This is a genomic window from Actinoplanes flavus (assembly GCF_017592555.1).
Classification (GTDB): domain Bacteria; phylum Actinomycetota; class Actinomycetes; order Mycobacteriales; family Micromonosporaceae; genus Actinoplanes; species Actinoplanes flavus.
Window position 1 is genome coordinate 1 of the sequence record NZ_JAGFNS010000018.1, and the last position, 22,766, is coordinate 22,766.

At 72.7% G+C, this 22,766-nt stretch carries 25 protein-coding genes; 7 read left to right on the plus strand and 18 right to left on the minus strand.

Features of this window, described 5'->3' with window-relative positions; all coding sequences use genetic code 11:
* Positions 1-475: 475 nt before the first annotated feature.
* Positions 476-1,732 (minus strand): tyrosine--tRNA ligase, encoded by a 1,257-nt coding sequence (gene tyrS, locus J5X75_RS25830; protein ID WP_208470097.1) that lies wholly within the window; start codon positions 1,730-1,732, stop codon positions 476-478.
* Positions 1,733-1,778: 46 nt separating this feature from the next.
* Between tyrS and J5X75_RS25835 the strand changes: the two genes are divergently transcribed.
* Positions 1,779-2,561 (plus strand): polyphosphate kinase 2 family protein, encoded by a 783-nt coding sequence (locus tag J5X75_RS25835; protein WP_208470098.1) that lies wholly within the window; start codon positions 1,779-1,781, stop codon positions 2,559-2,561.
* A 49-nt stretch (positions 2,562-2,610) separates the two neighbouring features.
* The gene (locus J5X75_RS25840) at positions 2,611-3,231 is read left to right on the plus strand and encodes a hypothetical protein (protein ID WP_208470099.1); all 621 of its coding nucleotides are present in this window, start codon (positions 2,611-2,613) and stop codon (positions 3,229-3,231) included.
* A gap of 31 nt (positions 3,232-3,262) precedes the next feature.
* Here the strand turns inward: J5X75_RS25840 and ptsP are convergent, their stop codons facing one another.
* The 14 genes from ptsP to J5X75_RS45575 form a co-directional block, all read right to left on the minus strand.
* Entirely contained in the window at positions 3,263-4,909 is a 1,647-nt protein-coding gene (gene ptsP, locus J5X75_RS25845) for a phosphoenolpyruvate--protein phosphotransferase (RefSeq protein WP_208470100.1), read from the minus strand.
* On the minus strand, positions 4,902-5,177 hold the full coding sequence (locus J5X75_RS25850) for an HPr family phosphocarrier protein (RefSeq protein WP_208470101.1): 276 nt from the start codon (positions 5,175-5,177) through the stop codon (positions 4,902-4,904). The genes ptsP and J5X75_RS25850 overlap by 8 nt, the downstream gene beginning before the upstream one ends.
* Positions 5,178-5,189: 12 nt before the next feature.
* On the minus strand, positions 5,190-6,230 hold the full coding sequence (locus tag J5X75_RS25855; RefSeq protein WP_208470102.1) for a zinc-dependent dehydrogenase: 1,041 nt from the start codon (positions 6,228-6,230) through the stop codon (positions 5,190-5,192).
* Entirely contained in the window at positions 6,227-6,673 is a 447-nt protein-coding gene (locus tag J5X75_RS25860) for a PTS mannitol transporter subunit IIA (protein WP_208470103.1), read from the minus strand. Before J5X75_RS25860 ends, J5X75_RS25855 begins: the two co-directional genes overlap by 4 nt.
* Positions 6,666-6,974, minus strand: coding sequence for a PTS sugar transporter subunit IIBC family protein (locus J5X75_RS25865; RefSeq protein WP_208470104.1), 309 nt, complete (start codon positions 6,972-6,974; stop codon positions 6,666-6,668). The genes J5X75_RS25860 and J5X75_RS25865 overlap by 8 nt, the downstream gene beginning before the upstream one ends.
* A gap of 17 nt (positions 6,975-6,991) precedes the next feature.
* A complete protein-coding gene (gene mtlA, locus J5X75_RS25870) occupies positions 6,992-8,173 on the minus strand; it encodes a mannitol-specific PTS transporter subunit IIC (protein ID WP_208470105.1) in 1,182 nt (393 codons plus the stop codon).
* Between the two features lie 114 nt (positions 8,174-8,287).
* The gene (locus J5X75_RS25875) at positions 8,288-9,223 is read right to left on the minus strand and encodes a 1-phosphofructokinase family hexose kinase (RefSeq protein WP_208470106.1); all 936 of its coding nucleotides are present in this window, start codon (positions 9,221-9,223) and stop codon (positions 8,288-8,290) included.
* Positions 9,224-9,287: 64 nt separating this feature from the next.
* Entirely contained in the window at positions 9,288-10,049 is a 762-nt protein-coding gene (locus J5X75_RS25880; RefSeq protein ID WP_208470107.1) for a DeoR/GlpR family DNA-binding transcription regulator, read from the minus strand.
* Positions 10,050-10,234: 185 nt separating this feature from the next.
* Positions 10,235-10,945 (minus strand): NUDIX domain-containing protein, encoded by a 711-nt coding sequence (locus tag J5X75_RS25885; RefSeq protein WP_208470108.1) that lies wholly within the window; start codon positions 10,943-10,945, stop codon positions 10,235-10,237.
* Positions 10,946-10,997: 52 nt separating this feature from the next.
* Complete coding sequence (locus tag J5X75_RS25890) at positions 10,998-11,651, minus strand: adenylate kinase family protein (RefSeq protein ID WP_208470109.1); 654 nt, start codon at positions 11,649-11,651, stop codon at positions 10,998-11,000.
* A 17-nt stretch (positions 11,652-11,668) separates the two neighbouring features.
* On the minus strand, positions 11,669-12,250 hold the full coding sequence (locus J5X75_RS25895; protein WP_208470110.1) for a hypothetical protein: 582 nt from the start codon (positions 12,248-12,250) through the stop codon (positions 11,669-11,671).
* 43 nt (positions 12,251-12,293) lie between these two features.
* A complete protein-coding gene (locus J5X75_RS25900; RefSeq protein ID WP_208470111.1) occupies positions 12,294-12,797 on the minus strand; it encodes a type II toxin-antitoxin system PemK/MazF family toxin in 504 nt (167 codons plus the stop codon).
* Positions 12,798-12,847: 50 nt separating this feature from the next.
* Positions 12,848-13,600 (minus strand): CAP domain-containing protein, encoded by a 753-nt coding sequence (locus J5X75_RS25905; protein ID WP_208470112.1) that lies wholly within the window; start codon positions 13,598-13,600, stop codon positions 12,848-12,850.
* Positions 13,601-13,729: 129 nt separating this feature from the next.
* On the minus strand, positions 13,730-14,578 hold the full coding sequence (locus J5X75_RS45575) for a hypothetical protein (protein ID WP_208470113.1): 849 nt from the start codon (positions 14,576-14,578) through the stop codon (positions 13,730-13,732).
* 232 nt (positions 14,579-14,810) lie between these two features.
* On the opposite strand from J5X75_RS45575, the gene J5X75_RS25915 reads away from it, so the two are divergent.
* Positions 14,811-15,404 carry a DNA-3-methyladenine glycosylase gene (locus J5X75_RS25915; protein WP_208470244.1) on the plus strand — a complete coding sequence of 198 codons (594 nt, stop codon included), beginning with the start codon at positions 14,811-14,813 and terminating at the stop codon, positions 15,402-15,404.
* Here J5X75_RS25915 and J5X75_RS25920 read toward each other — a convergent pair.
* The 3 genes from J5X75_RS25920 to J5X75_RS25930 all read right to left on the minus strand — a co-directional run bounded on the left by J5X75_RS25920 (position 15,355) and on the right by J5X75_RS25930 (position 18,605).
* Positions 15,355-17,586 carry a HelD family protein gene (locus J5X75_RS25920; protein ID WP_504739692.1) on the minus strand — a complete coding sequence of 744 codons (2,232 nt, stop codon included), beginning with the start codon at positions 17,584-17,586 and terminating at the stop codon, positions 15,355-15,357. The two genes, J5X75_RS25915 and J5X75_RS25920, sit on opposite strands and share 50 nt — an antisense overlap.
* 89 nt (positions 17,587-17,675) lie before the next feature.
* Complete coding sequence (locus J5X75_RS25925) at positions 17,676-18,098, minus strand: HIT family protein (protein ID WP_208470114.1); 423 nt, start codon at positions 18,096-18,098, stop codon at positions 17,676-17,678.
* Between the two features lie 57 nt (positions 18,099-18,155).
* Entirely contained in the window at positions 18,156-18,605 is a 450-nt protein-coding gene (locus tag J5X75_RS25930) for a ricin-type beta-trefoil lectin domain protein (protein WP_208470115.1), read from the minus strand.
* A gap of 139 nt (positions 18,606-18,744) precedes the next feature.
* On the opposite strand from J5X75_RS25930, the gene J5X75_RS25935 reads away from it, so the two are divergent.
* From J5X75_RS25935 to J5X75_RS25950, 4 genes are all read left to right on the plus strand, one after another.
* Positions 18,745-19,545, plus strand: coding sequence for an MBL fold metallo-hydrolase (locus J5X75_RS25935; RefSeq protein WP_208470116.1), 801 nt, complete (start codon positions 18,745-18,747; stop codon positions 19,543-19,545).
* Between the two features lie 47 nt (positions 19,546-19,592).
* Complete coding sequence (locus tag J5X75_RS25940; protein ID WP_208470117.1) at positions 19,593-20,108, plus strand: hypothetical protein; 516 nt, start codon at positions 19,593-19,595, stop codon at positions 20,106-20,108.
* Between the two features lie 19 nt (positions 20,109-20,127).
* Positions 20,128-21,498, plus strand: a complete 1,371-nt coding sequence (locus tag J5X75_RS25945; protein ID WP_307798263.1) for a pyridoxal phosphate-dependent decarboxylase family protein — start codon at positions 20,128-20,130, stop codon at positions 21,496-21,498.
* 200 nt (positions 21,499-21,698) lie between these two features.
* The gene (locus tag J5X75_RS25950; protein ID WP_238489313.1) at positions 21,699-22,736 is read left to right on the plus strand and encodes a hypothetical protein; all 1,038 of its coding nucleotides are present in this window, start codon (positions 21,699-21,701) and stop codon (positions 22,734-22,736) included.
* The last annotated feature ends 30 nt before the right edge of the window (positions 22,737-22,766 follow it).

A 22,766-nucleotide genomic window follows, 5' to 3' on the forward strand; every position in this document is an offset into this window, starting at 1 on the left:
CGTCCCGGCAACATAAATGTTGCCAAAGGAATCTCCCACCCATCGCCTAAACGATGAGCCGGGGTATTGCCATAATTGGCACTGGCTTATCAAGCACCCTGTTGAGTTCTCAAAGAACAACCGCACACCATCAAACCGTTCCGCATTCCGCGGCCCGTTCTCCGGGGCACTCGCTCTACTTTACCCGCCGTTTCCGCCGTGTCAAATCCGCGTTTCGCAACCGAATTCGACAAACGGAAACACACCGAATCACACGATCAAGTAGATCGTCTGATCGAAGTTTGGGATCCTCCAGGACGGCCGCGCCGGGCCCCTAGATCGGGTCCCGCTCGCTCGCCCGTCTCCCTGGCGGCTCGGACAACATTACTCGCCGCCCCCCGCAACGCCAAATCGGGGTCCCGCGACGGCGGTCACACCCCGGAAGACGACGGTCCCGGCCCTCGTGACCGGGGGCCGGGACCGAAAGAAGCGCAGGTCAGGGCAGCAACTCGACGCCGGCGAAGGTGCGCTTGCCCCGGCGCAGGACCAGGAACCGGCCGTGCAGCAGGGCGGACGCCGGGATCACCGCCTCGCCGTCGGTGATGCGCTCGTTGTTGAGGTAGGCGCCGCCCTCGGTGATGGTCCGGCGGGCCTCGTTGGCGCTGGCCACCAGACCGGCCTCCTTGAGCAGGACCCCGACGGGCGGGAGCTCACCCCGTACCGCATGCAGACCGGCCTCGGCCAGCGCGGCGCGCAACGTGTCCGCGGAGAGTTCGTCCAACGAGCCTCGCCCGAAGAGGGCCTGGCTGGCCGCGATCGCCTGGCGTGCCTCCTCGGCGCCGTGCACCAGCGCGGTGAGCTCCTCGGCGAGGGCTCGCTGCGCGAGCCGGGCCTGCGGCCGCTCGGCGGTCGCCTTCTCCAGTTCCTCCAGCTCCTCGCGCGACTTGAAGCTGAAGTAACGCAGGTACTGATTGACGTCGCGGTCGTCGCTGTTGATCCAGAACTGGTAGAAGGAGTACGGCGACGTCATGGTCGGGTCGAGCCAGACGGCGCCGCCCTCGGTCTTGCCGAACTTGGTGCCGTCGGCCTTGAGGACCAGCGGGGTGACGAAGGCGTGCACCGGGCCGGCGCCGCGACGGCGGACGAAGTCGACGCCGGCGGTGATGTTGCCCCACTGGTCGGAGCCGCCGAATTGGAGCTGGCAGCCGTGCTGGACGTGCAGCTGGTAGAAGTCGTTGGACTGGAGCAGCTGGTAGCTGAACTCGGTGAAGCTGATGCCGCTCTCCAGGCGGTTCCGCACGACGTCGCGGGCCAGCATCTTGTTGACCGGGAAGTGCTTGCCGACGTCGCGCAGGAAGTCGATCACCGAGGTGGGGCCGGTCCAGTCCAGGTTGTTGACCAGGGTGGCGGCGTTGTCACCGTGGTAGGTGACGAACGGCGACAGCTGGGTACGGATGCGCTGCACCCAGCTCTCGACCACCTCGGGCGGGTTGAGGCTGCGCTCGCTGGACTCCCGGGGGTCGCCGATCTGGCCGGTGGCGCCGCCGACGAGCAGCAGCGGCCGGTGGCCGGCGAGCTGGAGGCGGCGGGCGGTGCAGACCTGCATGAGGTGACCGACGTGCAGCGAGGCGGCGGTGGGGTCGAAGCCCACATAGAACGTGAGCGATCCGCCGTCGAGCTTCTTGCGCAGCTCGTCGGGGTCGGTCGAGTCCTGGATGAGTCCGCGCCACAACAGGTCGTCTACGAGAGTCACAGGACGGATTGTCCCGCATCGCCGCTGGACAGGCGATGCTGGGTGGATGGGTCACCTGGGTAGCGCGCATCCTCCGATCGACATCTCCAAGAAGAAGGCCGAGGCCCGGCTGGCGGCGGCGCAGGAGCGGCTGCTGCGGTTGCGGCTGATCTCGGGCGGGCAGATCGGGGCGAAGAAGATCGGTCCGCCGTTGTGTGTGCTGTTCGAGGGGTGGGACGCGTCGGGCAAGGGCGGGGCGATCAAGCGGCTGGTGGCGCCGCTGGACCCGAGGCACGTACGGGTGACGCAGTTCGCGGCCCCCACGTACGACGAGAAGCGGCACCACTACATGCAGCGGTTCTGGAAGGTGCTGCCGGGCCGGGGCGGGATGACCGTGCTGGACCGCTCCTGGTACGGGCGGGTGCTGGTGGAGCGGGTCGAGGGGTTCGCGACGCGTGAGCAGTGGCGGCGGGCGTACCACGAGATCGTGGAGTTCGAGCGGACGCTGGCCGCCGAGGGCATGATCCTGATCAAGTTCTGGATGAACGTGTCGGACGACGAGCAGTTGCGCCGTTTCGAGAGCCGGCGGGACGATCCGCTGCGGTCGTGGAAGCTGACCGACGAGGACTGGCGGAACCGGGAGAAGCGGGCGGAGTACGCCGCGGCGGTCGAGGAGATGATCGACCGTACCGACCGGCCGAGGGCGCGCTGGCAGGTCATTCCGGGGGACGACAAGCACTACGCGCGGTTCGCGGTGGTCGAGCACGTGTGCCGGGTGCTGGAGACGAAGCTGGCGAAGCGGGGCTTCGACCTGGGTGCCGCGGACGAGCCGGGGAACCCTGGAACGTGATTCGGCGTTTTGGTAATATTGGCCGGTAATGTCCGTTATGGTCGGGATCATGACCAGACGCAGGAACGCTCAGTCCCGCCTGCTCCGCGCGACCGGCCTGCTCGTGAGTCTCGCCGGGATCACGGTGAGCACCGCCGGGCCGGCCGGCGCCACGCCGGCCGAGGACGCACCGGGTGTGCAGGCCGAACCGGCCGCGGCCCAGACCATGACGACACCGACCTCGACGTCGCCGACGACGACGGCGCCGGTCACGACGGCACCGACGACGTGGACCGCGACCGACACCAAGCCCGGGTACCGGGCCAACTCGGTGAGCCTGATCCGCAACGGCGGCGGGCGCGGCCAGCTCTCGATCTCCATCCAGGGCAGCGGCAGCGGCCACCTCGGGAAGATCTACCGCCTCGCCTCCAGCCCGGAGTTCCTGGCGCTGCGCCCGGCCTACGTGCCGGCCAGCAAGTCCGGGAAGGCCCGGTACGAGCTGGAGGTCGGCTACCGCAACGGCCGGGAGAAGAAGGTCGTCACCTACACGAACACGCCGGCGCCCCGGGTGCTGACCGACATGATCCGCCTGCTCGAACACATGCCGCCACCGAAGTTCCCGGCGGGCTTCCCGTTCAGCGGCGGGAACCCGTTCGCCAAGGGCTTCCCCTTCGGCGACCGGGAATTCTGACCCAGCGGGCCTCCACGGAGGCCCGCTCTACTCATCCGGCCGACCCGCGGGCCTCCGCCGGGCCCGCGGCGGCCACCGCCAGCGCCGCCAGCCGCCGGCAGTCCTCCGCGGTACGGCTGGACAGCGCCGCCCGTACCGCCGGGAGCGCCCGCGGCGACATCGACAGACTGGTCACCCCGAGGCCGGCCAGCACCGGCGCGAGCCGTGGATCGGCCGCCGCCTCGCCGCACACCCCGACCGGTTTGCCGGCCGCCCGGCCGGCCTCGCCGCAGAGGCCGACGAGCTGCAACAGCGCCGGCTGCCACGGATCCAGCAGATCGGCCAGGGCGCCGCACATCCGGTCCGCGGCGAACGTGTACTGGCTCAGGTCGTTCGTACCGATGCTCAGGAAGTCGACGACCCGCAGCAGGTCGGCGGCCCGCAGCGCGGCGGCCGGCACCTCGATCATCACGCCCGCCCTCGGCAGGCCGGCCTCGCGCGCCGCGGCCACGAAGGCGCTCGCCTCGGCCACCGTGGACACCATCGGGGCCATCACCCAGACGTCGGCGCCGGTCTCGGCGCGGGCTTCGGCGATCGCCGCGAGCTGGGTGGTGAGCACCTCCGGGCGCTGCCGCGCCACGCGCAGACCGCGCACCCCCAGGGCCGGATTGGGCTCACCCTCCTGGTTCAGGAACGGCAGCGGTTTGTCGGCGCCGGCATCGAGGGTACGGATGACGACCCGCCGCCCGGCCATCGCGCGGAACACGTCCCGGTAGGCCGCGACCTGCTCGCCGTGCCCGGGTTCCCGCGCCCGGTCGAGGAAGAGCAACTCGGTGCGGAACAGCCCGATGCCCTCGGCGTGCGCCTCGTCCGCGGCGGCCACGTCCTTGGCGGAGCCCACGTTGGCGAGGAGCTTGACGGCGTACCCGTCGGAGGTCCGGCCCGGACCGGTGAGCGCGGAGGCCGCCGCGGTGAGCCGGGCCGACGCCTCGATCGCGGCTTCGGCCTCCGCGTCGCCGACGCCGGTCGCCACCCGCCCGGTGGCGCCGTCGACCAGCACCGTGGTGCCGTCCGGGACGGCCAGCACCCCGGGACAGGCGACCACCGCGGGCAGGCCCAGCGCACGGGCCAGGATCGCGGTGTGACTGGTCGGGCCGCCGGTCTCGGTGACCAGCGCGATCACCTGATTCGGGTCGAGGTCGGCGGTGTCGGCGGGGGCCAGGTCGCGAGCCGCCAGGACGTAGCGGTGGCCGGGCGACGGCACGCCCGGCATCGGCCGGCCGAGCAGCACCGCGACCGCCCGGTCCCGCAGATCGTCGAGGTCGGCGGCGCGCTCGGCGAGATAGCCGCCGGCGGCCTCGAAGGCCTCCCGGAACGTCGCGAACGCGCCGTCGATCGCGTGCGGCGCGTCGTGGCCGGCCTCGATGAGCTCCCGTACGCCGTCGCGCAGTTCCTCGTCGCCGGCCATCAGCGCCTCGGCCCGCAGCACCTCGGCCACCGTGTCGTCACCGGCCCGGTCGGCGCGCCGTTCGAGTTCGGCGACGACCTCGGCCAGCGCCGCCGCGGCCCGGGCCGCCTCCGCGACGACGTCGGTGACCGTGGTCGGGGCCGGGAGCGCCGGGGCCGCCGCGATCCGCAGCAGCGGACCGGCGACGACTCCGGGACACACTCCGATCCCGGTGAGGACGGTGTCAGGCATGGTCGGCGTCCAGGTCCTTCGCGAGCAGTGCGGCCAGGCTGTCCAGGGTCTCGTCGGCGCCGTCGCCCTCGGCCTCGAGGATCACCTCGGTGCCCTGCTTGGCGCCGAGGGCCAGCACCGACAGCATGCTCCGGGCCGGGACCGGTCTGCGGTCGCCGGACCGGATGGTGACCTTGACCGGCGCCTTCGCGGCGGCCTCCACGAAGATCTTGGCGGGCCGGGCGTGCAGGCCGCTCGCGGACCCGACCGTCACGGTACGGGTGGGCATGGCGTCTCCCCTCTAGGGCTCGATGGTGACCTTGATGGCCTCGCCGCGCGCGACGATGCCGAAGGCGTCGATGGCGCTCTCCAGCGGCAGGCGGTGGGTGATCAGGTCGGCGACCGGCACCGCGCCGGAGGCGATCAGGCCGAGCGCCTCGGCGTTGTGGGCGGGGCTGGACCCGTTGGCGCCGACGATCGTCAGCTCCCGGTAGTGGACCAGGTTGGAGTCGCAGGTGATGGTCGGCTGGTCCTTGGGCAGGCCGCCGAAGAAGCTGATCCGGCCCTGCCGGGCGGCCATCTGGATGGCCTGTTCCTGCGCCCGGCCGGAGGCGGCGGCCGTGATGATGACGTCGGCGCCGCGGCCGTCGGTCAGTTTCCGGATCTCCTCGACCGGGCCGGTCTCGGCGGCGCAGATCGCGGCGTCCGGCTTGACCAGGTCGGCGGCCATGTCCAGCCGTCGCCGGCTGAGTTCGACCAGGAACACCCGGGCGGCGCCGCGGGCGCGGGCCAGCCGGACGTGCAGACAGCCGATCGGGCCGGAACCGATCACGACCACGTCGTCGCCGGCGCCGACCCGGGCCAGGTTCTGGGCGTTGAGGGCGCAGGCCAGCGGCTCGGCGACGGAGGCCTCGGCGAACGAGACACCGTCCGGGACGCGGTTCAGGCCGTCCACCTTGAGAACCTCGCGGGGCACCACCATGTACTGGGCGAAGCCGCCCTCGAAGTGGTAGCCCATCGAGACCTGGTGGGGGCAGACGGTCATCCGGCCGCGCTCGCAGTCGGCGCACTCGCCACACGGGATGGCGGCGATCACCTGGACGCGGTCGCCCTCCGACCAGCCGTCGACGCCGCCGCCGACCTCGACGATCTCGCCCGCGATCTCGTGGCCCATCACCCGGGGCGGGTGGATGTGGTGGTGGCCGAACCGGGAGATCTTCACGTCGGTGCCGCAGGTGGAGCAGTTCCGTACCCGGATCAGCACCTCACCGGGACCGGCCCCGGGCTCCGGCGCGTCCTCGAACCGGACGTCGCCGGGAGCGTGGAATCGGACCACCTTCATCGCTTCGTCTCCTCCTGGATCGGTCCGAGCAGCCGGATCACGGCGCCGGGTTCGGTGGCCTCGCGCAGTTCGCGAGCCCGGTCCTCGTCGAGCAGGATCTCGGCGAGGGCGGCGAGCAGCTCGACGTGCCCGTCCCCCCGGGCCGCGATGGCCACGCACACGGTGACCGGTTCGCCGCCCCAGTCCACGCCGCCGGGGAAGCGCAGCACCGCGAGGGCGTCGCGCTCGACCAGGTCCTTGCCGGCGAGGGTGCCGTGCGGGATGGCGACACCCTCGCCGACGTAGGTGGAGATCGACCGCTCCCGGTCGAGCATCGTGTCGACGTAGCCCGGGTGGACGGCGCCGATCTCCACCAGGACCGCGCCGCACCGGCGGATCGCGTCGTCGCGGCCGGCGGCGGTCTCGGCGAGCCGGACGGCCCGGGGGTCCAGCAGCTCAGACATGCAGATCGGTGCCCTGCTGGATGGCCTTGACCACGCGGGTCACGGCCGGGTCGCCCAGGAAGACCTGGAACGGCACGATCGGCTTGTCCGGGGCCACCGTGCGGGCGCGAGCGGCCAGCCCGCTGTGGCAGACCACCACGTCGGCGTCGGCCGGGATGGAGTTCACCGGGGTGTGCTCCACGGTGACCCCGGTCTTGCCGAGTTGCCTGCGCAGCGTGCTGGCCAGCATCACGCTGCTGCCCATACCCGCGTCGCAGGCGACGACGAGCTTGTGGATGTCCCTACCGTTGATGGTTGCCATGGCGGTCCTCCTGGTGGTCAGACGTTCTCTCGGCTGGTCTCGCCGGCGGTCTGGGGCGCCTCCTCCGGCTCCTGGCCGGACTCGAGCCGGCCGACGGTCTCGCCGGCGGTCTCGCCGGCGGTCTCGGTCTCCTCCCCCGGCTCCTGGTCGGACTTGAGCCGGCCGAACCCGAGCAGCAGCGACGCGACACCGAAGGTCACCGCGGCCGCGATCGTGACGCCGAGGATCATTCCGGCGTGGCTGCCCTTGGCGGTCACCGCGAAGAAGGCGAAGATGCTGCCCGGAGCGGGCGAGGCGACCGTGCCGGCGCCGGTGACCATGAAGGTGGCGACACCGGCCATGCCGCCGGCGATCATCGCGAGGATCAGGCGGGGCTTCATCAGGACGTACGGGAAGTAGATCTCGTGGATGCCGCCGAAAAAGTGGATGATCATGGCGGCCGGGGTGCTCGGGCGCAGCGACCGTGGCCCGAAGAAGAGGTAGGCGGCGAGCAGGCCGAGACCGGGGCCGGGGTTCGACTCGATCATGAACAGGATCGATTTCCCCTGCTCCGCGACCTGCTGCACGCCGAGCGGGCTGAGCACGCCGTGGTTGATGGCGTTGTTCAGGAACAGCACCTTGGCCGGTTCGACCAGCACCGAGGCCAGCGGCATGAGGCTGTGGTCGAGCAGGAAGTCGACCGCGTCGCCGGCCGCCCGGCTGAGCGTGTCGACGACCGGGCCGACACCGACCTTGCCGAGGATCGCGAAGGCGCCGCCGATGATGCCGGCCGAGAAGTTGTCCACCAGCATCTCGAAGCCGGGGCGGATCCGGCCCTCGATCAGGCCGTCGAAGAGCCTCAGGACGTACGCCGCGAGCGGACCCATGATCATCGCGCCGAGGAACATCGGGACGTCCGCGCCGACCACCACACCGGCGGTGGCGACCGCGCCGACCACCGCGCCACGTTGGCCGTGCACCATCCGGCCACCGGTGTAGCCGATCAGGATGGGCAGCAGGTACTTGATCATCGGGTCGACGAGCTCGGCCAGATTCTCGTTCGGCACCCAGCCGACCGGGATGAACAGGGCCGTGATCAGACCCCAGGCGATGAGCGCTCCGATGTTCGGCATGACCATGCCGGCGAGGTGTCCGCCGAGTCTCTGGACCCGGGCCCGGAAGCCGGCTCCGGCGACCTCGGGGGTGTACGAAGAGGCCATGAGGGGATCTCCATTTCGGTGACGGAGAGAGGGTGTGGTGTGGTGGCCGCCTCCGGCTGTCGCGGGGTGGATCGGTGGGTTTCGGGCCGGGGCGGGAGCTTGCCGGGGCGCCGGTCAGGTGAGCCGGCGGGCCGGATCGGGGTCGGGGGTGACACGGACGCTCGTACGGTCGAGATCGGTGGGGCCGGGCATCCGGCTGCCCGGGAGGTTGACCGCGGCCGCGCCCCACGCCAGGCCCTCCACCAGCGCGGCCGTGTCGCACGCGCCGGTCGAGAGGAATCCGGCGAGCAGCGCGTCGCCGGCCCCGACCGTGCTGCGCGGGACGCTGACCGGGGAGACGCCGGCCAGCACGCCGTCGCCGTCGACCAGCACCGCGCCGTCGGCGCCGAGACTGGCCAGGACCGCTCCGGCGCCGGCGGCCCGCAGCCGGCGGCACCCCTCGACCACGTCGCCGAGGGTCGCGGGCATCCGGCCGACCGCCTCGGCGAGCTCCTCCCGGTTGGGTTTGACCAGGGCCGCGCCGGCCGCGACACCGGCCAGCAGCGCCGGCCCGCTGCTGTCCACCGCGAGCCGGGCGCCGGAGCCGACCAGCCGGGCGCAGAGGTCGCCGAACGCGGCGAGGCTGGGGCCGGGCGGCAGGCTGCCGCAGACGACCACCCAGTCGGCCGCCGGCGCGGCGGTCAGCACCGCGTCGCTGACCTCGGCGAACTCGTCGTCGGAGAGGACCGGGCCGGTCTCGTTGATTTTGGTGACCGTGCCGTCCGGCTCGACCAGGGTGATGTTGGAGCGGGTCCGGCCGGCGATCGGCACGGCCAGCATGTCGACCCCCTCGGCCTTGAGCAGGTCGACCAGTTGTTCGCCCTCGGCGCCACCGGCCGGCACGACGGCGGTGGATCGCACACCGTTGGCGAGCAGCGCCCGGGAGACGTTGACGCCTTTGCCGCCCGGGTCGATGTGCGAGCCGCCGGCCCGCAGCACCTCGCCGCGGGTCAGCACGTCGACCTCGAGGGCCCGGTCGACGCTGGGGTTGAGGGTGACGGTGAGGATCACGGCTCGTCCCCCTCGCGACGGTCGAGAGCGCTGACGGGCGAAGACGCGAGCGACCGGAGGGAGCTCACACCCGCACCATCCGCACACCGGCGCCCTCCACCTCGGCGGCCAGGTCGTGGTCCAGGCCGTTGTCGGTGATCAGCAGGTCGAGGTCGGTCAGGGCGCCGAACTTGGCCAGATAGTCGTTGCCGATCTTGGTGTGGTCGGCGAGCAGCACCACTCGGCGGGCCGCGGCGATCATCGCCCGTTTGACGGCCGCCTCGGCCGGGTCGGGAGTGGTCATGCCGCGCTCCACGGTGCACCCGTTCGTGCCCATGAAGGCGACGTCGACATACATGTCGGCGAGCGGGCGCAGCGCCCAGTCGTCCACGGTGGCCAGTGTCCGGCCGCGCACCCGGCCGCCGAGCAGCAGCACGGTCAGGTTCGGCTTGAGGCCGAGGGTGGCGGCCAGCACCGGCGAGTTCACCACCACGGTGAGCTCACGGTCGGCGGGCAGCAGCTGGGAGAGGCGGGCCGTGGTGGTCCCGGCGTCCAGGATGATCGCCCCGTCCTCCGGCACCTCGGCGAGCGCCGCCTTGGCGATCCGCTCCTTCTCGCTGATCAGCACGGCGTCCCGGGTGGCCAGGGGCGGCTCGAAGCCGAGCCGCTCCACCGGGATCGCTCCACCGTGGACCCGGCGCAGCACACCGGACCGCTCCAGCACCGTCAGGTCGCGGCGGATGGTCTCCGCGGTCACCCCGAAGGCCTCGGCCAGCGCGACGACGTCGACCCGGCCCTCGGCACGGGCACGTCGCACTATCTCCTGCTGGCGCTCCTCCGCGTACATCTCTGCCCACCCGCCCGGTTCGTTTTGGCTTTGTCTTTGTTTACGCCCGGTTGCGCCCGAGCGCAATATGTCGACGAGATTTCGGTCCCGTTTCGGGTCGATGGACTCGACCCGACTTCTCAATAATCGCCTCAATACCGATAAATCGGTCGCCAACGAATGCCCGTTTGTGTGGGGTTGGCGGATCAGGCGAGGTGCCGCTCCACCGCGACGATGCGGTCGTGCGTACCGTGCAGGACGAGCAGACCGCCGTCCGGGACGGTCGCCTCCACCGGGGCCGGCCCGAGGCGCCGCCGGCACAATTCCCCGAACAGTTCCTGCACGATCTCGAGTTCGGCACGGATCGCCGCCGGCCGGCCCGTCTCGAACGATTCCCCGGCGATCCGCAGACCCCGTTCCCGGTCCGCGCCCCGCTCCTCGGCGATCCCATAGGCGGAGAGAATCGACCGGGTCGAGTAGGACCCGTCACGGACCAGCAGGAAACAGCCGGCCCCGGTCGCGGCACGGCGTTCCAGCCCGTACAGAATCCGCACGTCATCGGGGCGGCTCAGCGCGTCGGCGGCCCGGCAGGGGGCGAGCCAGAGCAGGTCGTCACGGTCGGCGGCGCCGGAGTCCGCCTCGGCCGCGAAATAGTCGGCGCGTTCCGGCCAGCCCTCCCGCGAATAGCTGGTGGAACCGAGCCACGGCCCGAGCCGGACCACCTGCCCGGTGGACTCGGAAACCGCCCGCACGGCGGCCGCGGTCATGTGTTCCCCGGGCCGGATCCGCCCTTTCGGAAAACACCATTCACCGGTCGCCGCGCGCATCACGGCGACCTCCCGCGCCTCCCCCGCGCCACGCCACAGGACCGCGCCGGCCGCCATCACGGGCGCGGAGAACGACGGTCCGAATTCCACCGGCCCACGGTAGGCCGCTGCCCGACTTGATCGGATTGCCCTGTTAGAGGGATCAGTCCTCCGCGCGATACCCCGGCAGGCCGAGGGTCTTGCGGATGGCGTTCTGCACCTCGTCAACGGGCGGGCGGCCGTCCACGTCGTGCACGACCTCCTTGCGCCGGAACAGCTCCAGCACCGGGCGGGTCTTCTCGTGGTAGTCGGTCAGCCGGGCCTCCAGGGCCTCCGGCGTGTCGTCCGCCCGGGTGATCAGCTCGTGGCCGCAGATGTCGCAGCGGCCCTCCACCTCGGGACGGTCGGCGATCAGGTTGTAGTCCATGCCGCAGTTCGGGCACAGACGGCGGCTGAGCACCCGGCGGCGCACCTCGTCGTCCGGCAGTTCGAGGTGGATCACCGCGTCGATGTCGTAGCTCTCCATGAAGAACTCGGCCTGCCGGCCGTTGCGCGGGAACCCGTCGATGATGAAGCCGTAGTTCCAGTCGTGGATGCCCAGCCGGCGGCGCACCACCTCCTCGACCAGGTCGTCGCCGACCAGCTCGCCGGCCGCCATGGCGCGCTTGACCTGGGCGCCCATCTTGGTGTGCTGCCGCACGTGCCAGCGGAAGATGTCACCGACGCTGATGTGCACCAGGTCCAGATCCTCGCGCAGCATCTTCGCCTGGGTGCCCTTGCCGCTGCCCTGCACGCCCATGATCACGTACTTGCGCATGTGCCCTCTCTCGAAGCTCAGCCGGTGAGGTCCGCCGCGCCGACGCGCAGCGGGCCGGGCGCGCGCCCGGACAACGTGGTCGGATCGATGCTCCAGGCGCCGGCCACCTTGAACACGTCGCGTTCGGCGATCAGCAGGGACGCCTCCGGGTCCAGCTCCCCGGGCAGGCCGGCGTCGCGTTCCGCCGGATCGGGCACGCCGAACCACGACGTCACCTCGCCGGTCTGTCCCACGAATCCGAAGGCGCGCAGCAGATCACCCTTCACCGCCCGCCGCCAGCGGTGCAGCTCGGTGACCCGGTGGGTGGCGAAGAACTGCACCTCGGCGCCCAGCTCGGCGGAGAGGGCGACCACGTCCGGATCGGAGCGCATCAGCAGGCGGCCGACGGCGAGCACCCAGCGGGTGTCCCGCGCGCCCGGCAGCGGCGGGGTGACCGCCACCCGGTCGTCGGTCAGGTGGGCCAGGTCCAGGCCGGACCGCCAGGGAACCGGGCCGAGGTCGCGCAGCCCGAGAGCGGCCAGGACCGCGCCCGGGTCGGCGCCGGCCACCGCCAGCCACGCCTGTTTGCCCCCGAACCCGGCCATGACATCGAGATCCATGGCAGTAACGCTAGCTTCAGGCCCGGGCGCGGCAACTCCGGCGTCAGGGCCACCCGTAGTTGCGGCGCAGGATCGCGGCGACCCGGTCGAAGCGGTGCCGGTCCAGGATCGCGCCCTCCCGGCGGATCCCGTCCTCCTGCACCTCCAGCACCCGGTCCAGCCGGATCCAGCTCGGACGGGCGGTGCTGTCCCAGTCGCCGGCGCCGAGGGCCATCCAGTGCCGCTGGCCGTCACGGTCGCTCTGGCTGGAGAGCATCAGACCGAGCAGGGTACGCGCGTCGCGCCCCACCACCAGAACGGGACGGTCCTTGCCCTGGGTCGGGTCGTCCTCATAGGGAACCCAGGTCCAGACGATCTCGCCCGGGTCGGCGTCGCCGTCCAGATCGGGCGCATAGGCCAGGTGGCGCCCCGCTTGGGGGACCGGGACGGGGCGCGACGGTCTCGTGGGGCGGGCTGCCGGGATCGCGACGGGCGGAGCGGTCTCCACCGGCTGCCGCTCCGGTGCGCCCGCGATCTGCCGGAGCCAGGCTTTGAGCAATTCGAGCATCGCGACACCTTACGGCCGGAGGACCTCGGCCGGACAGGGCCATGATCCCACTATCCTACGAAATCCTGTGTCATCCAGGTGGTGCCTTCGGCGTCGCGCACGATGCTCAGCCCGATCCGGGTGAAGGACTTGTTGAGCAGGTTCTTGCGGTGCCCGTCGTTCGGCGGCACCTCGGCCAGCATGGCGTCGGTGAGCCCGTTGGCCGCCCGGACCATCGCCGCGTCGCTGCTGCCACTGGATCCGTAGCCGATGTTCTCCCCGGCCGTGCTCCAGGCGACCTTCTGCGCGCTGAACCGCTCGCCCAGCCCGGCCTCGCCGGAGCACTGGTGCGACAGCCCGCAGCCGTCGATCATCAGCTGGGTGTGCAGGGCGGCGGCCCTGGACAGCTTGGTGTCCAGGGTGAGCGCCTCGAGCCCCTCGGCGACCCGGGCCCGGTTGAGGTGGGCGAGCACCTGCTCGGCCACCGTCCCGGAGGTCGCCGGCGCGCGGGTCTTCTTCGCCGTGCTCGCCGTCGCACCGGTCTTCTCGGTGCTCGTCTTCTTGACCGTCACCTTGGGACTCGCTTTCCGGGAAGCGGAGGCGGACGGGGTGGCGGAGGCGCCGGGAACGGCGCTCGCCGACGGGGCGGTCGAGGGATCGGGGGATCCGGCGGCCGCGAGCGGGGTGTTCGCCGCCCTGGGCTCGGGGGCCGGACCGGTGCCGCCGTGCGCGAGCCCGGCCACCAGGAAGCCGGCTCCGATCACCACCGCTGTCAATCCCGCTGCCAGGGTGTACCGGAATCGGGCGGCGGCGGAGAGGGGCACGGTGGATTCACCTCGGTGAGCGGGGGCCGGACGGACGCTCCCTCACTATGCGGCGGCCACCCGCCCCGAGCGGCCCGGCAAAGGATTCCTTAAGGCTCGGCTCACCGACTCCTAAGACGCGCCGGGCGCTCAGCCCTCCACCCGCGTGTGCAGCAGGTCGTACAGTTGCTGGTCCTTGACCGCGCTGTAGAGCGTCGGCCCGGCGCTGGTCAGGATCACGAAGGGGCAGGCCCGGTCGCCGCCGGTCAGCGCCGCCTCGGCCACCTTGCGACGGGTGGCCACCTCGTAGACGGTCAGCCGGTACTTCCCCTCCACCAGCGACATCTTCTCGGCACCGGCCTTACAGGAGCGGATCGGCTTGCCCGGACCGGTCAGATCGAGGCAGGCCACCAGCTGCGCCCGCGGCGGCTCCGGCGCCCACGCCCGGCGCTGCGCGGCGGAGCCGCTGTAGGCGATGCGGTTCAGCGTCCGGGTGAACCGGTTCTCCGCGGTCAGCGACTCGCGCACGCTGATCATCATCGGGTGCGGGCTGTCGCCGCGGTGCTTCGGCGCCGCCGGGTAGAAGGTGCCGCCGCAGACCTGGTCCAGGTCGTCGTCGGCACGCACCGGCTGGTCACTGGCCCGCGGCCCGGTCGCGGCCGGCGCGGGGACGCTCGCCGGTGGAGTGGCCCGCGGCGCCGGCTGCGCGCTCCGCGCCGGGCCGGAGAAGTCCACGAACCGCAGAACCGCCGCGCCCAGGCAGCCCACCACGACCACCGCGACCGCCGACGGGATCACCCAGCTGCCGCGCCACCAGGCCGCTCCCGCCTTCGCCACCCCATCACCGGTACGCGTGCCGCCCGCCCGGGCGCCGGAGGGCGCCTCCGGACCGGCCGGGAGCGCCTCGGCTCGCCCGACGCCGGCTGCGGCCAGCCGCGCGCCCAGCCCCGAACCCTCCCCCGCCACCGTCGACTCCGGCGTTTCCCCTGCATGGTGCATCGTTCGCTCCCCGCCCGCTCCCAGGACGACGAACTATATCGATGGGAGGCCGGGATGCGCACCGCCCCGGCCCGGATTGTCCCCCGGCGGCCACCGGGAACCGGGCGTTAGCCTGGACCGCGGTCGGCCCGGCCGGTGCCGGATCCACCGATCCGGTGGCGGCGCGCGTCGCCCGTACCCCCGAATCGAGATCGAAAGCCGCTGGTGAGGCACTGCCGTGAGCACCGACTGGATGGATCTTCCGGCGTCGGCCGTCGACGAGGCCGCGCGGCGGCTGCTCGGCTGGCGGATCACCGCGAACGGAGTGACCGCGCGGCTCACCGAGGTGGAGGCCTACAGCGGGCTCGGCGAGGACCCGGCCAGCCACGCCCATCGCGGCCGGACCGGCCGGAACGCGGTGATGTTCGGCCCGGCCGGACGGCTCTACGTCTACCAGATCTACGGCATGCACTTCTGCGCCAACGTGGTCTGCGGCGAGGCCGGGAAGGCGGCGGCCGTGCTGCTGCGGGCCGGTGAGGTGGTCGACGGGATCGAGGTGGCCCGGGCCCGGCGCCCGGCCGCCCGGCGCGACACCGACCTGGCCGCCGGACCGGCCAAGCTGATGCAGGTGCTGGCGCTGACCCGGACGGCCAACGACACGCCGCTGTTCGGCGGAGGCCCGGCCGCGCTGGCCCCACCGGACGCGCCGGTGGGGCCGGTCTCGGCCGGGCCGCGGGTCGGGGTGACCTCCGCGCACGACGTGCCGTGGCGCTTCTGGATCACCGGCGACCCGACGGTCAGCGGCTACCGCCGGCACACTCCACGGGCCCGGTCCGGTAGACCGTGAGCCGCTGGGTGGCGCGGGTCAGGGCCACGTAGAGGTCGTTGACGCCGCGCCGCGACCCGGCCCGGATCTCCTCCGGGTCGACCAGCACCACGTGGTCGAACTCCAGGCCCTTGGCCTGCGTCACGGTCAGCAGGACGGCCGGTTCCTCCACGTCCTGGCCCAGGTCCGGCAACACCGCGGCGACCTCGGCGAGCCGCGCCACCGCGACGATCACGGCGAGACTGCCGTCGCCGGCCTCCGCGGCCACGATCGCGGCCAGGCCGGACAGGTCGCCGGTCAGTTCCCGCGGCTCCACACCGGACGAGCGGACCGGGCGCGGCAGCTCGACCTGGGGGATCATCCGGCCGGCGTACGCCATGATCTCGGCCGGGGTGCGGTAGCTGACGGTCAGCTCGGCCAGCCGCCAGCGGTCCGCCACGTACGGCGACAGCACCTGCGACCACGACTCGGCGCCGGCCCCCGCGCCGGTCTGGGCCAGGTCGCCGACCACCGTCATGGACCGGCTCGGGCAGCGGCGCATCAGCATCCGCCACGCCATCGGGCTGAGCTCCTGCGCCTCGTCGACGATCACGTGACCGTACGCCCAGGACCGGTCCGTCACCGCCCGCTCGGCCGCCGATCGCCACTGCCGGTCGGCCAGCCGCTCGGCGAGCATGTCGGCCTCCATCACGTCGGCGATGTTCGGGATCTCGGCCTCGTCGTCGGATTCCGCCTCGTACGACTTGGAGCCGGCCGTGATGTCCAGGACCCCCTGCGCGTAGTCCAGCCGGCCGCGCAGTTCCCGGGCGGCCGCCGCCCGGGCCGCGCTGTCGTCCGCGCCGAGCAGTTCGGCGGCCTCGTCGAGCAGTGGCACGTCCGCCGGGGTCCAGCCGCCGCCCGGCGCCCGGCGCAGATCCGGGTGGTCCGTGGTGGCGTACAGGTCGTCGAGGAACCGCTGCGGGGTGAGCTCCGGCCACAGCTCGTCGAGCACCGCCCGTACGCCCGGGTCGGCGGCCAGGTCGTCGCGGATGTCGGCCAGGTCCGCGGCGTTCAGCAGGTTCCGCTCGCCGGGCGCGTCGTCCTCGCCCAGCGGGTCGTCCCAGAACGGGTCGTCACCGATCCGCTCGGCGACCTGGGCGGCCAGCACGTCCAGGATCCCGTCGGCGAAGATCGGCCGGGCCAGGTTGTGCAGCCGGCCGGAGGCCCGCGCCCGCCGCCGGGCCGGCTCGCACGAGGCGGCGTCCAACCGCAGGACGTGCCGGTCCACCACGATCTCGATCGGCGCGGCCGGCACCCGCTGCCGGTCCCGGACCGCCTCGGCCAGCAGCTCCACCATCGCGGCACGGCCCTTCGCCTCGGCCGCCGCCTCCGGTTCGGCCCGGCGCGCGTCCACCCCCGGGAACAGGTCGCCGGGCGTGGCCAGCACCACCCCGGTCTCCGCGAGCGACGGCAGCACCTGCGAGATGTAGCGCAGGAACGTCGGGTTCGGGCCGACGATCAGCACACCGCGGGCGCTGAACTGCTCCCGGTGCGTGTAGAGCAGGAACGCCGCCCGGTGCAGCGCCACCGCGGTCTTGCCGGTGCCCGGGCCGCCCTGCACCACCAGCACGCCGCCGGCCGCCGACCGGATCACCCGGTCCTGTTCGGCCTGGATCGTCTCGACGATGTCGCGCATCCGGCCGGTCCGGTGCGCGTCCAGCGCCGCCATCAGCGCGGCCTCGCCGACCAGGGTGCCACTCGCGGCCGCTGCCGCGACGTCCGGATCGAGGACCTCGTCGTCCAGGCCCACGACGGTACGGCCACGCGTGCGGATGTGGCGGCGGCGGGCGACGCCGTACGGGGTGACGGCGGTGGCCACGTAGAACGGACGGGCGGCCGGGGCCCGCCAGTCGACGAGCAGCGGGTCCTCGGTGTCGTGGATGCCGATCCGCCCGATCCGCAACGGCGTGCCGTCGTGCGGGTCGAGGCGGCCGAAGCAGAGGCCGGACTCGACCGCGTCGTACCGGGCCAGGCGCTCGGCGTGACCGCGGGCGGCGCTGTCCCGCTGGGCGCGGGCCTCCGGGGTGCCGCCGGTCCGGCGCCACGTCTCGGCGAGGCGGGCGCGTTCCCGGTCCCGCATCTCGTCGAGCCGGGTGTAGATCATCGTGACGTGCTGCTGCTCCTCGGCGAATTCCGTGGCGGAAACGCTTGACAGACTTGACACCCGTGCCTCCAGGCCCTATTCTGATACTGGAACTCTCTGCTTCGTGTGACTTTTCCACGCAGAGACGTATCAGAGTACTCCCTCTCGCCTCAGTTCAGCAGCGCCTTCAGCGCTGCCGCGTCCGCACGCCAGTGCGACGCCTCCAGCAGCGGCGGGGGCGAGACCGGCAACGGGCCGTCGGCGCCCGCGTCGTCCGGATAGCGGGCGATCACATGGGTGTGCAGGTGCTCACCGGGCTTCCCCAGGGTCAGGTAGTTGAGCGCCGCCGGGCGGAAACAGTCACGGATCGTCCGGGCGACCGTCAGCACCTCACGGTGGTAGAGGTCGGACTCCACCGGGCTCAGATCGATCGGCTCGGCCACGTGCCGGCCGCGCCACACCACGATCGCGTGGCCGCGGACATGCGCACGCCGGGCGAAATAGGTGTCGGAGACCCGGCCCGACCAGACCCGCAGACCGAACTCGGTCTCCTCCCGCCGCTCACCGCACCAGCCGCACCAGTCCTCCGCCACCCCGGAACCATAAACGATCCTCGATAGATCACGGTGCCCCGCGCGGTCGGCCGAGGCTCACCACAGGGCCTGGGAGCGCCACTTCTGGTTCGGTTTGCCGGTGCAGTTCTTCAAGCGGACGGTTCCGTGGCTGCCGTCCGCGCTCACGGCGTTCTGAGTGACGCAGCGGCCTCTGCGGTCGCCGGACTGCAGAGCCGAGGTGAACCACCAGTTCTGGCGGCCACCCTGCGCGTTGCAGGCCGCGACCCGGATCCGGGCGCCCTCGGCGGTGCTGTCCGGCTGGACGCAGTTCAGCCCCACCTGGAGCGCGCCGACGCTGCTCAGGAACAGGTTCTGGAACCGGTTCGACCGGTCGCAGACCGCGGTGAAGAGGACCTTGCCGACCACGCCGCCGGTCAGGCACAGATTCGGGCTCTGGCCGGAGACGAGCAGACCCTGGTGCAACGGCGGCGGGCCGGGAGCGGCGACGACCGGGGTGACCGGCGCGGCCAGCAACGAGGCGGCCATCAAAAGCAGAGTTAGCACACGACCGGCGAACATCATCCCAGATTAGGGCAAAAAGATCGGGCAGATCGGCAATTCGTCACTCCCGGACGGCCCGGCGCGGGGACGGTTTGGGAACCGGCGCGGCGGGTAGGCGCGGCGGATGGGACCGGAAGCCACCGTCACCTTCGTCGGGAACGCCACCACACTGCTGCGGCTCGGGGCGTTCACGCTGCTCACCGATCCGGCGTTCGGGGCCGCCGGCAGCCGGGTGTACCTGGGGTGGGGGGCATGGACGCGACGGCTGCGGGGGCCGGCACTCCCGTACCCCGAAATGCCCCGGCCCGACGTCATGCTGCTGTCGCACCTGCACGGTGACCACTTCGACCGGGTGGCGCGCAAGGCCGTTCCGGCCGACCTGCCGATCGTCACCACCCCGCAGGCGCGGCGCCGGTTGCGGCGCCGCTTCCCGGCGGCGCGCGGACTGCCCACCTGGGACGCCCAGGAATGGTCGCGCGACGGGCAGACGCTGCGGATCACCGCGCTGCCGGGCCGGCACGGGCCGGGACCGGTGGACCGGCTGCTGCCGGACGTGATGGGCTCGCTGGTCGAGTGGGCCGTGGACGGGCAGCCGATGCTGCGGCTCTACGTCACCGGCGACACGCTGTACCGGCCGTTCCTCGGCGAGATCCGGGACCGCTGCGGCGACATCGACGCCATGCTGATCCATCTGGGCGGCACCCGGCTGCTCGGGCTGCTGCTCACCATGGACGGGCGGCAGGGCGCCGACCTCACCGGGCTGATCCGGCCACGGCTCACGCTGCCGATCCACGTCGACGACTACCGGGTGATGAAATCGCCGCTCAGCGACTACCTGACCGAGTGCCGGAACCGGTCGATCCCGGGCGTCCGGCCGCTCACCCGCGGCGAGACCGTCACGCTGGCCCCGATCACGACCGGCTGACCGGAAACCGCCCCGGGGCACGCGGGCGGACACTAGCGTCAGCGGTGATGATCTCGCGTCGCGGTCTGTTGCTGCTGAGCCTGATGTGCGGTGCCGGCGTGCTGTGGGCGGCCGGGCTGATCGGGGCACTCGCGTTCGGCACCCGGCCGGTGGTCATCCCGATCGCGGTCGGGTTCGCGGCGATCCTGACCGTACCGGCGTTCGCGGCCGGGATCCTGGCGAACCGGCGCGGCTTCCAGACCCGCCAGCCGCGACGGTTCTGGAGTCTGGCGTCGTGGGTGCCGCCGCACGTACCGGTCTGGGCGGCCGTCGCCGCCGCGGTCACCTTCTTCGGATTCTGGGTGGCGCTGGTGGGCGCGTTCGTGGCCCTGGACGGCACACCCGGCCGGCAGGACGGCAAGTACGTGCTGGAGGACCACGATCAGGTCGTCGAGGTGAGCCGGTCGGTGTACGAGCGGCAACTCGACCACGAGACACAGATCTCGCTGGCGGTGCTCGGGGCGTTCGCGGTCGGCGGGACGTTCCTGTGCGCGGCCCGCGCCACCGCTCACGAGGAGGTCTGACCCGTCGTACCGTGAGGTGGTGGACGACGACGTGCTCGCCAGGGCCGCACGGATCGCAGCGGACTGGCTGGAATCCCTGGACCGGCGGCCGGTCGGCGAGACGGCCGGGCTGGCCGAGCTGCGCGAGCGGCTCGGCGGGCCGCTGCCGGACGGCCCGGTGGATCCGCTGACCGTCGTCGAGGAACTGGCCACGGCCGCCGACCCGGGACTCGTCGCCAGCCCCGGTGGACGGTACTTCGGCTTCGTCATCGGCGGTGGGCTGCCGGCCGCGGTGGCCGCCGACTGGCTCACCACGGTCTGGGACCAGAACGCGGGGCTCTACGCCTGCTCGCCCGCGGCGTCGGTGGCCGAGGAGGTGGCCGGTGAGTGGCTGCGGGAGTTGTTCCGGTTGCCGGCCGGCAGCTCGTACGCCTTCGTGCCCGGCTGTCAGAGCGCACACCTGACCTGCCTGGCGGCGGCCCGGCACCACGTGCTGCGCCGCGCCGGCTGGAACGTCGAGACGCACGGGGTGGCCGGGGCGCCCGCGGTACGGATCGTGGTGAGCGCGCGGCGGCACACCACCGTCGACCGGGCGCTGCGGCTGCTCGGATTCGGCACGGCGTCGCTGACCGTGGTGCCCGCCGACGCCGCCGGCCGGATGGACGTGGCGGCGCTGCGGGACGCGCTGCACACCGGCGGGCCGGCGATCGTCTGCGCGCAGGCCGGCGAGGTGAACACCGGCGCCTTCGACGACCTGTCGGCGATCGCCGACGCGACCTCGGCGGCCGGGGCGTGGCTGCACGTGGACGGGGCGTTCGGGCTGTGGGTGCTGGCCAGCCCCCGGTTGCGGCACCTCGCGGCCGGGGCGGAACGGGCCGACTCGTGGGCGACCGACGCGCACAAGTGGCTGAACGTGCCCTACGACAGCGGGATCGCCTTCTGCGCGCACCCGGAACCGCACCGGGCCGCGATCAGCACCACGGCCGACTACCTGGTGCAGAGCGGTCCGGACGGGCCACGGGACCAGATCGACTGGACGCCCGGATTCTCCCGGCGGGCCCGCGCCTTCCCGGTCTACGCGGCGCTGCGGTCGCTGGGCCGGCGTGGCGTCGCCGACCTGGTGGAGCGCTGCTGCGGGCACGCGCGGGACTTCGCGGCCGGGCTGGCGGGCGTCCCGGGTTGCGAGGTGCTCGGCGAGGTCGTGATCAACCAGGTCCTCTTCCGCTTCGGCGACGACGCGACCACCGACCGGGTGCTGCGGCACGTGGTCGACAGCGGCGAGGCGTGGCTGAGCGGCACCATGGCCGGCGGCCGGCGCGCCATCCGTCTGTCCGTGTGCAACTGGCGGACCAGCGCGGACGACATCGAACGAACCCTCACCGCCTTCCACCGCGCCACGGCCGCCGGCTGAGACCGGAGGAAGGCGATCAGGCATGGGAAGGTCTGGATCCGGTAAAGGTGCGGCACGAACCGGGCCCGGATCGGTTACGCCCTCGCGGACGGCGGGTACGGTCGAGGTCCGCGGGTGGCCGCCGAGGGGGAGGCCACCCGCCTGTCATCACCCGCGAAGACGCTGACCGAAGACCTGATCGGAAGTGATCGTTGGCCGCCGTGACGAGCGACGAGGGGCAGCGGATCCGCCTCTGGTCCGTCGTCGGCGAGACCGGGGCGATCGCCACGGCCGGGCCGCGGGCGAAGGTGCGCGGCGAGGCGGGCGATCTGTTCGCGGTCGGCCCCGCGGGGACCGTGGTGATCACCAGCGGCGTGCGCACCGCCGAGGATCTGACCGTCACCGGGCCGTTCGCGCGCCTGGTCGAGGGGCGGCTGACCGGCGGCGACGCCCTGCCGGTGTATGTGTTCGCCCGCCTGCCGGACGGCTGCCTGACGCTGGGCACCGCGCGGGTGACCGAACTGGCCCGCCGCCGCGGCGTGCTCCAGCGGGCCGGTCTGCGGCTCTACACCCCGCTGCCACCGCACCTGCTGGATCTGGCCCGCCCGGACGGTCCACCGGCCGGGACCGACTGGCTGGACCTGCTGCCCGGCGACCCGATCGGGGCGCTGCGGGGGTTCCTCGCCGACTGGTACTCGGACGTCCCGCCCGCCACACCCGACCCGGCCGACGGGCTGCCCGGGCCGTTGCGCGCGTTCCACGAGGCGGCCGCCGGGCGCCCGGAGGTGTCCGGCGGCGCGCTGCGCGTCCTGCCGGGGCCGCCGGACACCGGGCCGGGCCGGACACTGGTGTTCGGCACGGCCTCGGACGGCACCTTCGATCTGCTGATGGAACCCGGCCTGGAGGATCCGCCGGTCTACTACCACGGCCTCAGCGATCAGCCGTTGCGCGAGCGGGAGCGGCTTTCCGCGTACCTGCTGATGTCGAGCCTGACCCGCGCGGCGATGGACCGGGGCGGTGGCATGGCGTTCGTCGACCGGGCGCAGGCCCGGCGGATCGTGGCCCCGCTACGCCGGGTGCCGCTGCGGCCGATGCGCTGGCCGTGCGCGCGTTCCCGGCTGTACGCGGGGCCGGAGATGGTGGCGCTGGTCGGCGAGGACGACGCCGACTGGCTGGAGGTCTACGTCGGCGTCCGCCACCGTGAGGCCCTGCGCCGGCTGCGCAAACTGGGCCTGGACTGGGCCTCGCTGGAGGACTGAGTCACTCGCTGATCGCGTCGATCAGGTCGC

Coding starts and splice junctions, on each gene's coding strand:
- J5X75_RS25835 (WP_208470098.1), top strand. CDS start 1,779: ATGGGTCACCTGGGTAGCGCGCATCCTCCGATCGACATCTCCAAGAAG.
- J5X75_RS25840 (WP_208470099.1), top strand. CDS start 2,611: ATGACCAGACGCAGGAACGCTCAGTCCCGCCTGCTCCGCGCGACCGGC.
- ptsP (WP_208470100.1), bottom strand. CDS start 4,909: ATGCCTGACACCGTCCTCACCGGGATCGGAGTGTGTCCCGGAGTCGTC.
- J5X75_RS25850 (WP_208470101.1), bottom strand. CDS start 5,177: ATGCCCACCCGTACCGTGACGGTCGGGTCCGCGAGCGGCCTGCACGCC.
- J5X75_RS25855 (WP_208470102.1), bottom strand. CDS start 6,230: ATGAAGGTGGTCCGATTCCACGCTCCCGGCGACGTCCGGTTCGAGGAC.
- J5X75_RS25860 (WP_208470103.1), bottom strand. CDS start 6,673: ATGTCTGAGCTGCTGGACCCCCGGGCCGTCCGGCTCGCCGAGACCGCC.
- J5X75_RS25865 (WP_208470104.1), bottom strand. CDS start 6,974: ATGGCAACCATCAACGGTAGGGACATCCACAAGCTCGTCGTCGCCTGC.
- mtlA (WP_208470105.1), bottom strand. CDS start 8,173: ATGGCCTCTTCGTACACCCCCGAGGTCGCCGGAGCCGGCTTCCGGGCC.
- J5X75_RS25880 (WP_208470107.1), bottom strand. CDS start 10,049: ATGTACGCGGAGGAGCGCCAGCAGGAGATAGTGCGACGTGCCCGTGCC.
- J5X75_RS25890 (WP_208470109.1), bottom strand. CDS start 11,651: ATGCGCAAGTACGTGATCATGGGCGTGCAGGGCAGCGGCAAGGGCACC.
- J5X75_RS25895 (WP_208470110.1), bottom strand. CDS start 12,250: ATGGATCTCGATGTCATGGCCGGGTTCGGGGGCAAACAGGCGTGGCTG.
- J5X75_RS25900 (WP_208470111.1), bottom strand. CDS start 12,797: ATGCTCGAATTGCTCAAAGCCTGGCTCCGGCAGATCGCGGGCGCACCG.
- J5X75_RS45575 (WP_208470113.1), bottom strand. CDS start 14,578: ATGCACCATGCAGGGGAAACGCCGGAGTCGACGGTGGCGGGGGAGGGT.
- J5X75_RS25915 (WP_208470244.1), top strand. CDS start 14,811: ATGGATCTTCCGGCGTCGGCCGTCGACGAGGCCGCGCGGCGGCTGCTC.
- J5X75_RS25930 (WP_208470115.1), bottom strand. CDS start 18,605: ATGGCCGCCTCGTTGCTGGCCGCGCCGGTCACCCCGGTCGTCGCCGCT.
- J5X75_RS25935 (WP_208470116.1), top strand. CDS start 18,745: ATGGGACCGGAAGCCACCGTCACCTTCGTCGGGAACGCCACCACACTG.
- J5X75_RS25940 (WP_208470117.1), top strand. CDS start 19,593: ATGATCTCGCGTCGCGGTCTGTTGCTGCTGAGCCTGATGTGCGGTGCC.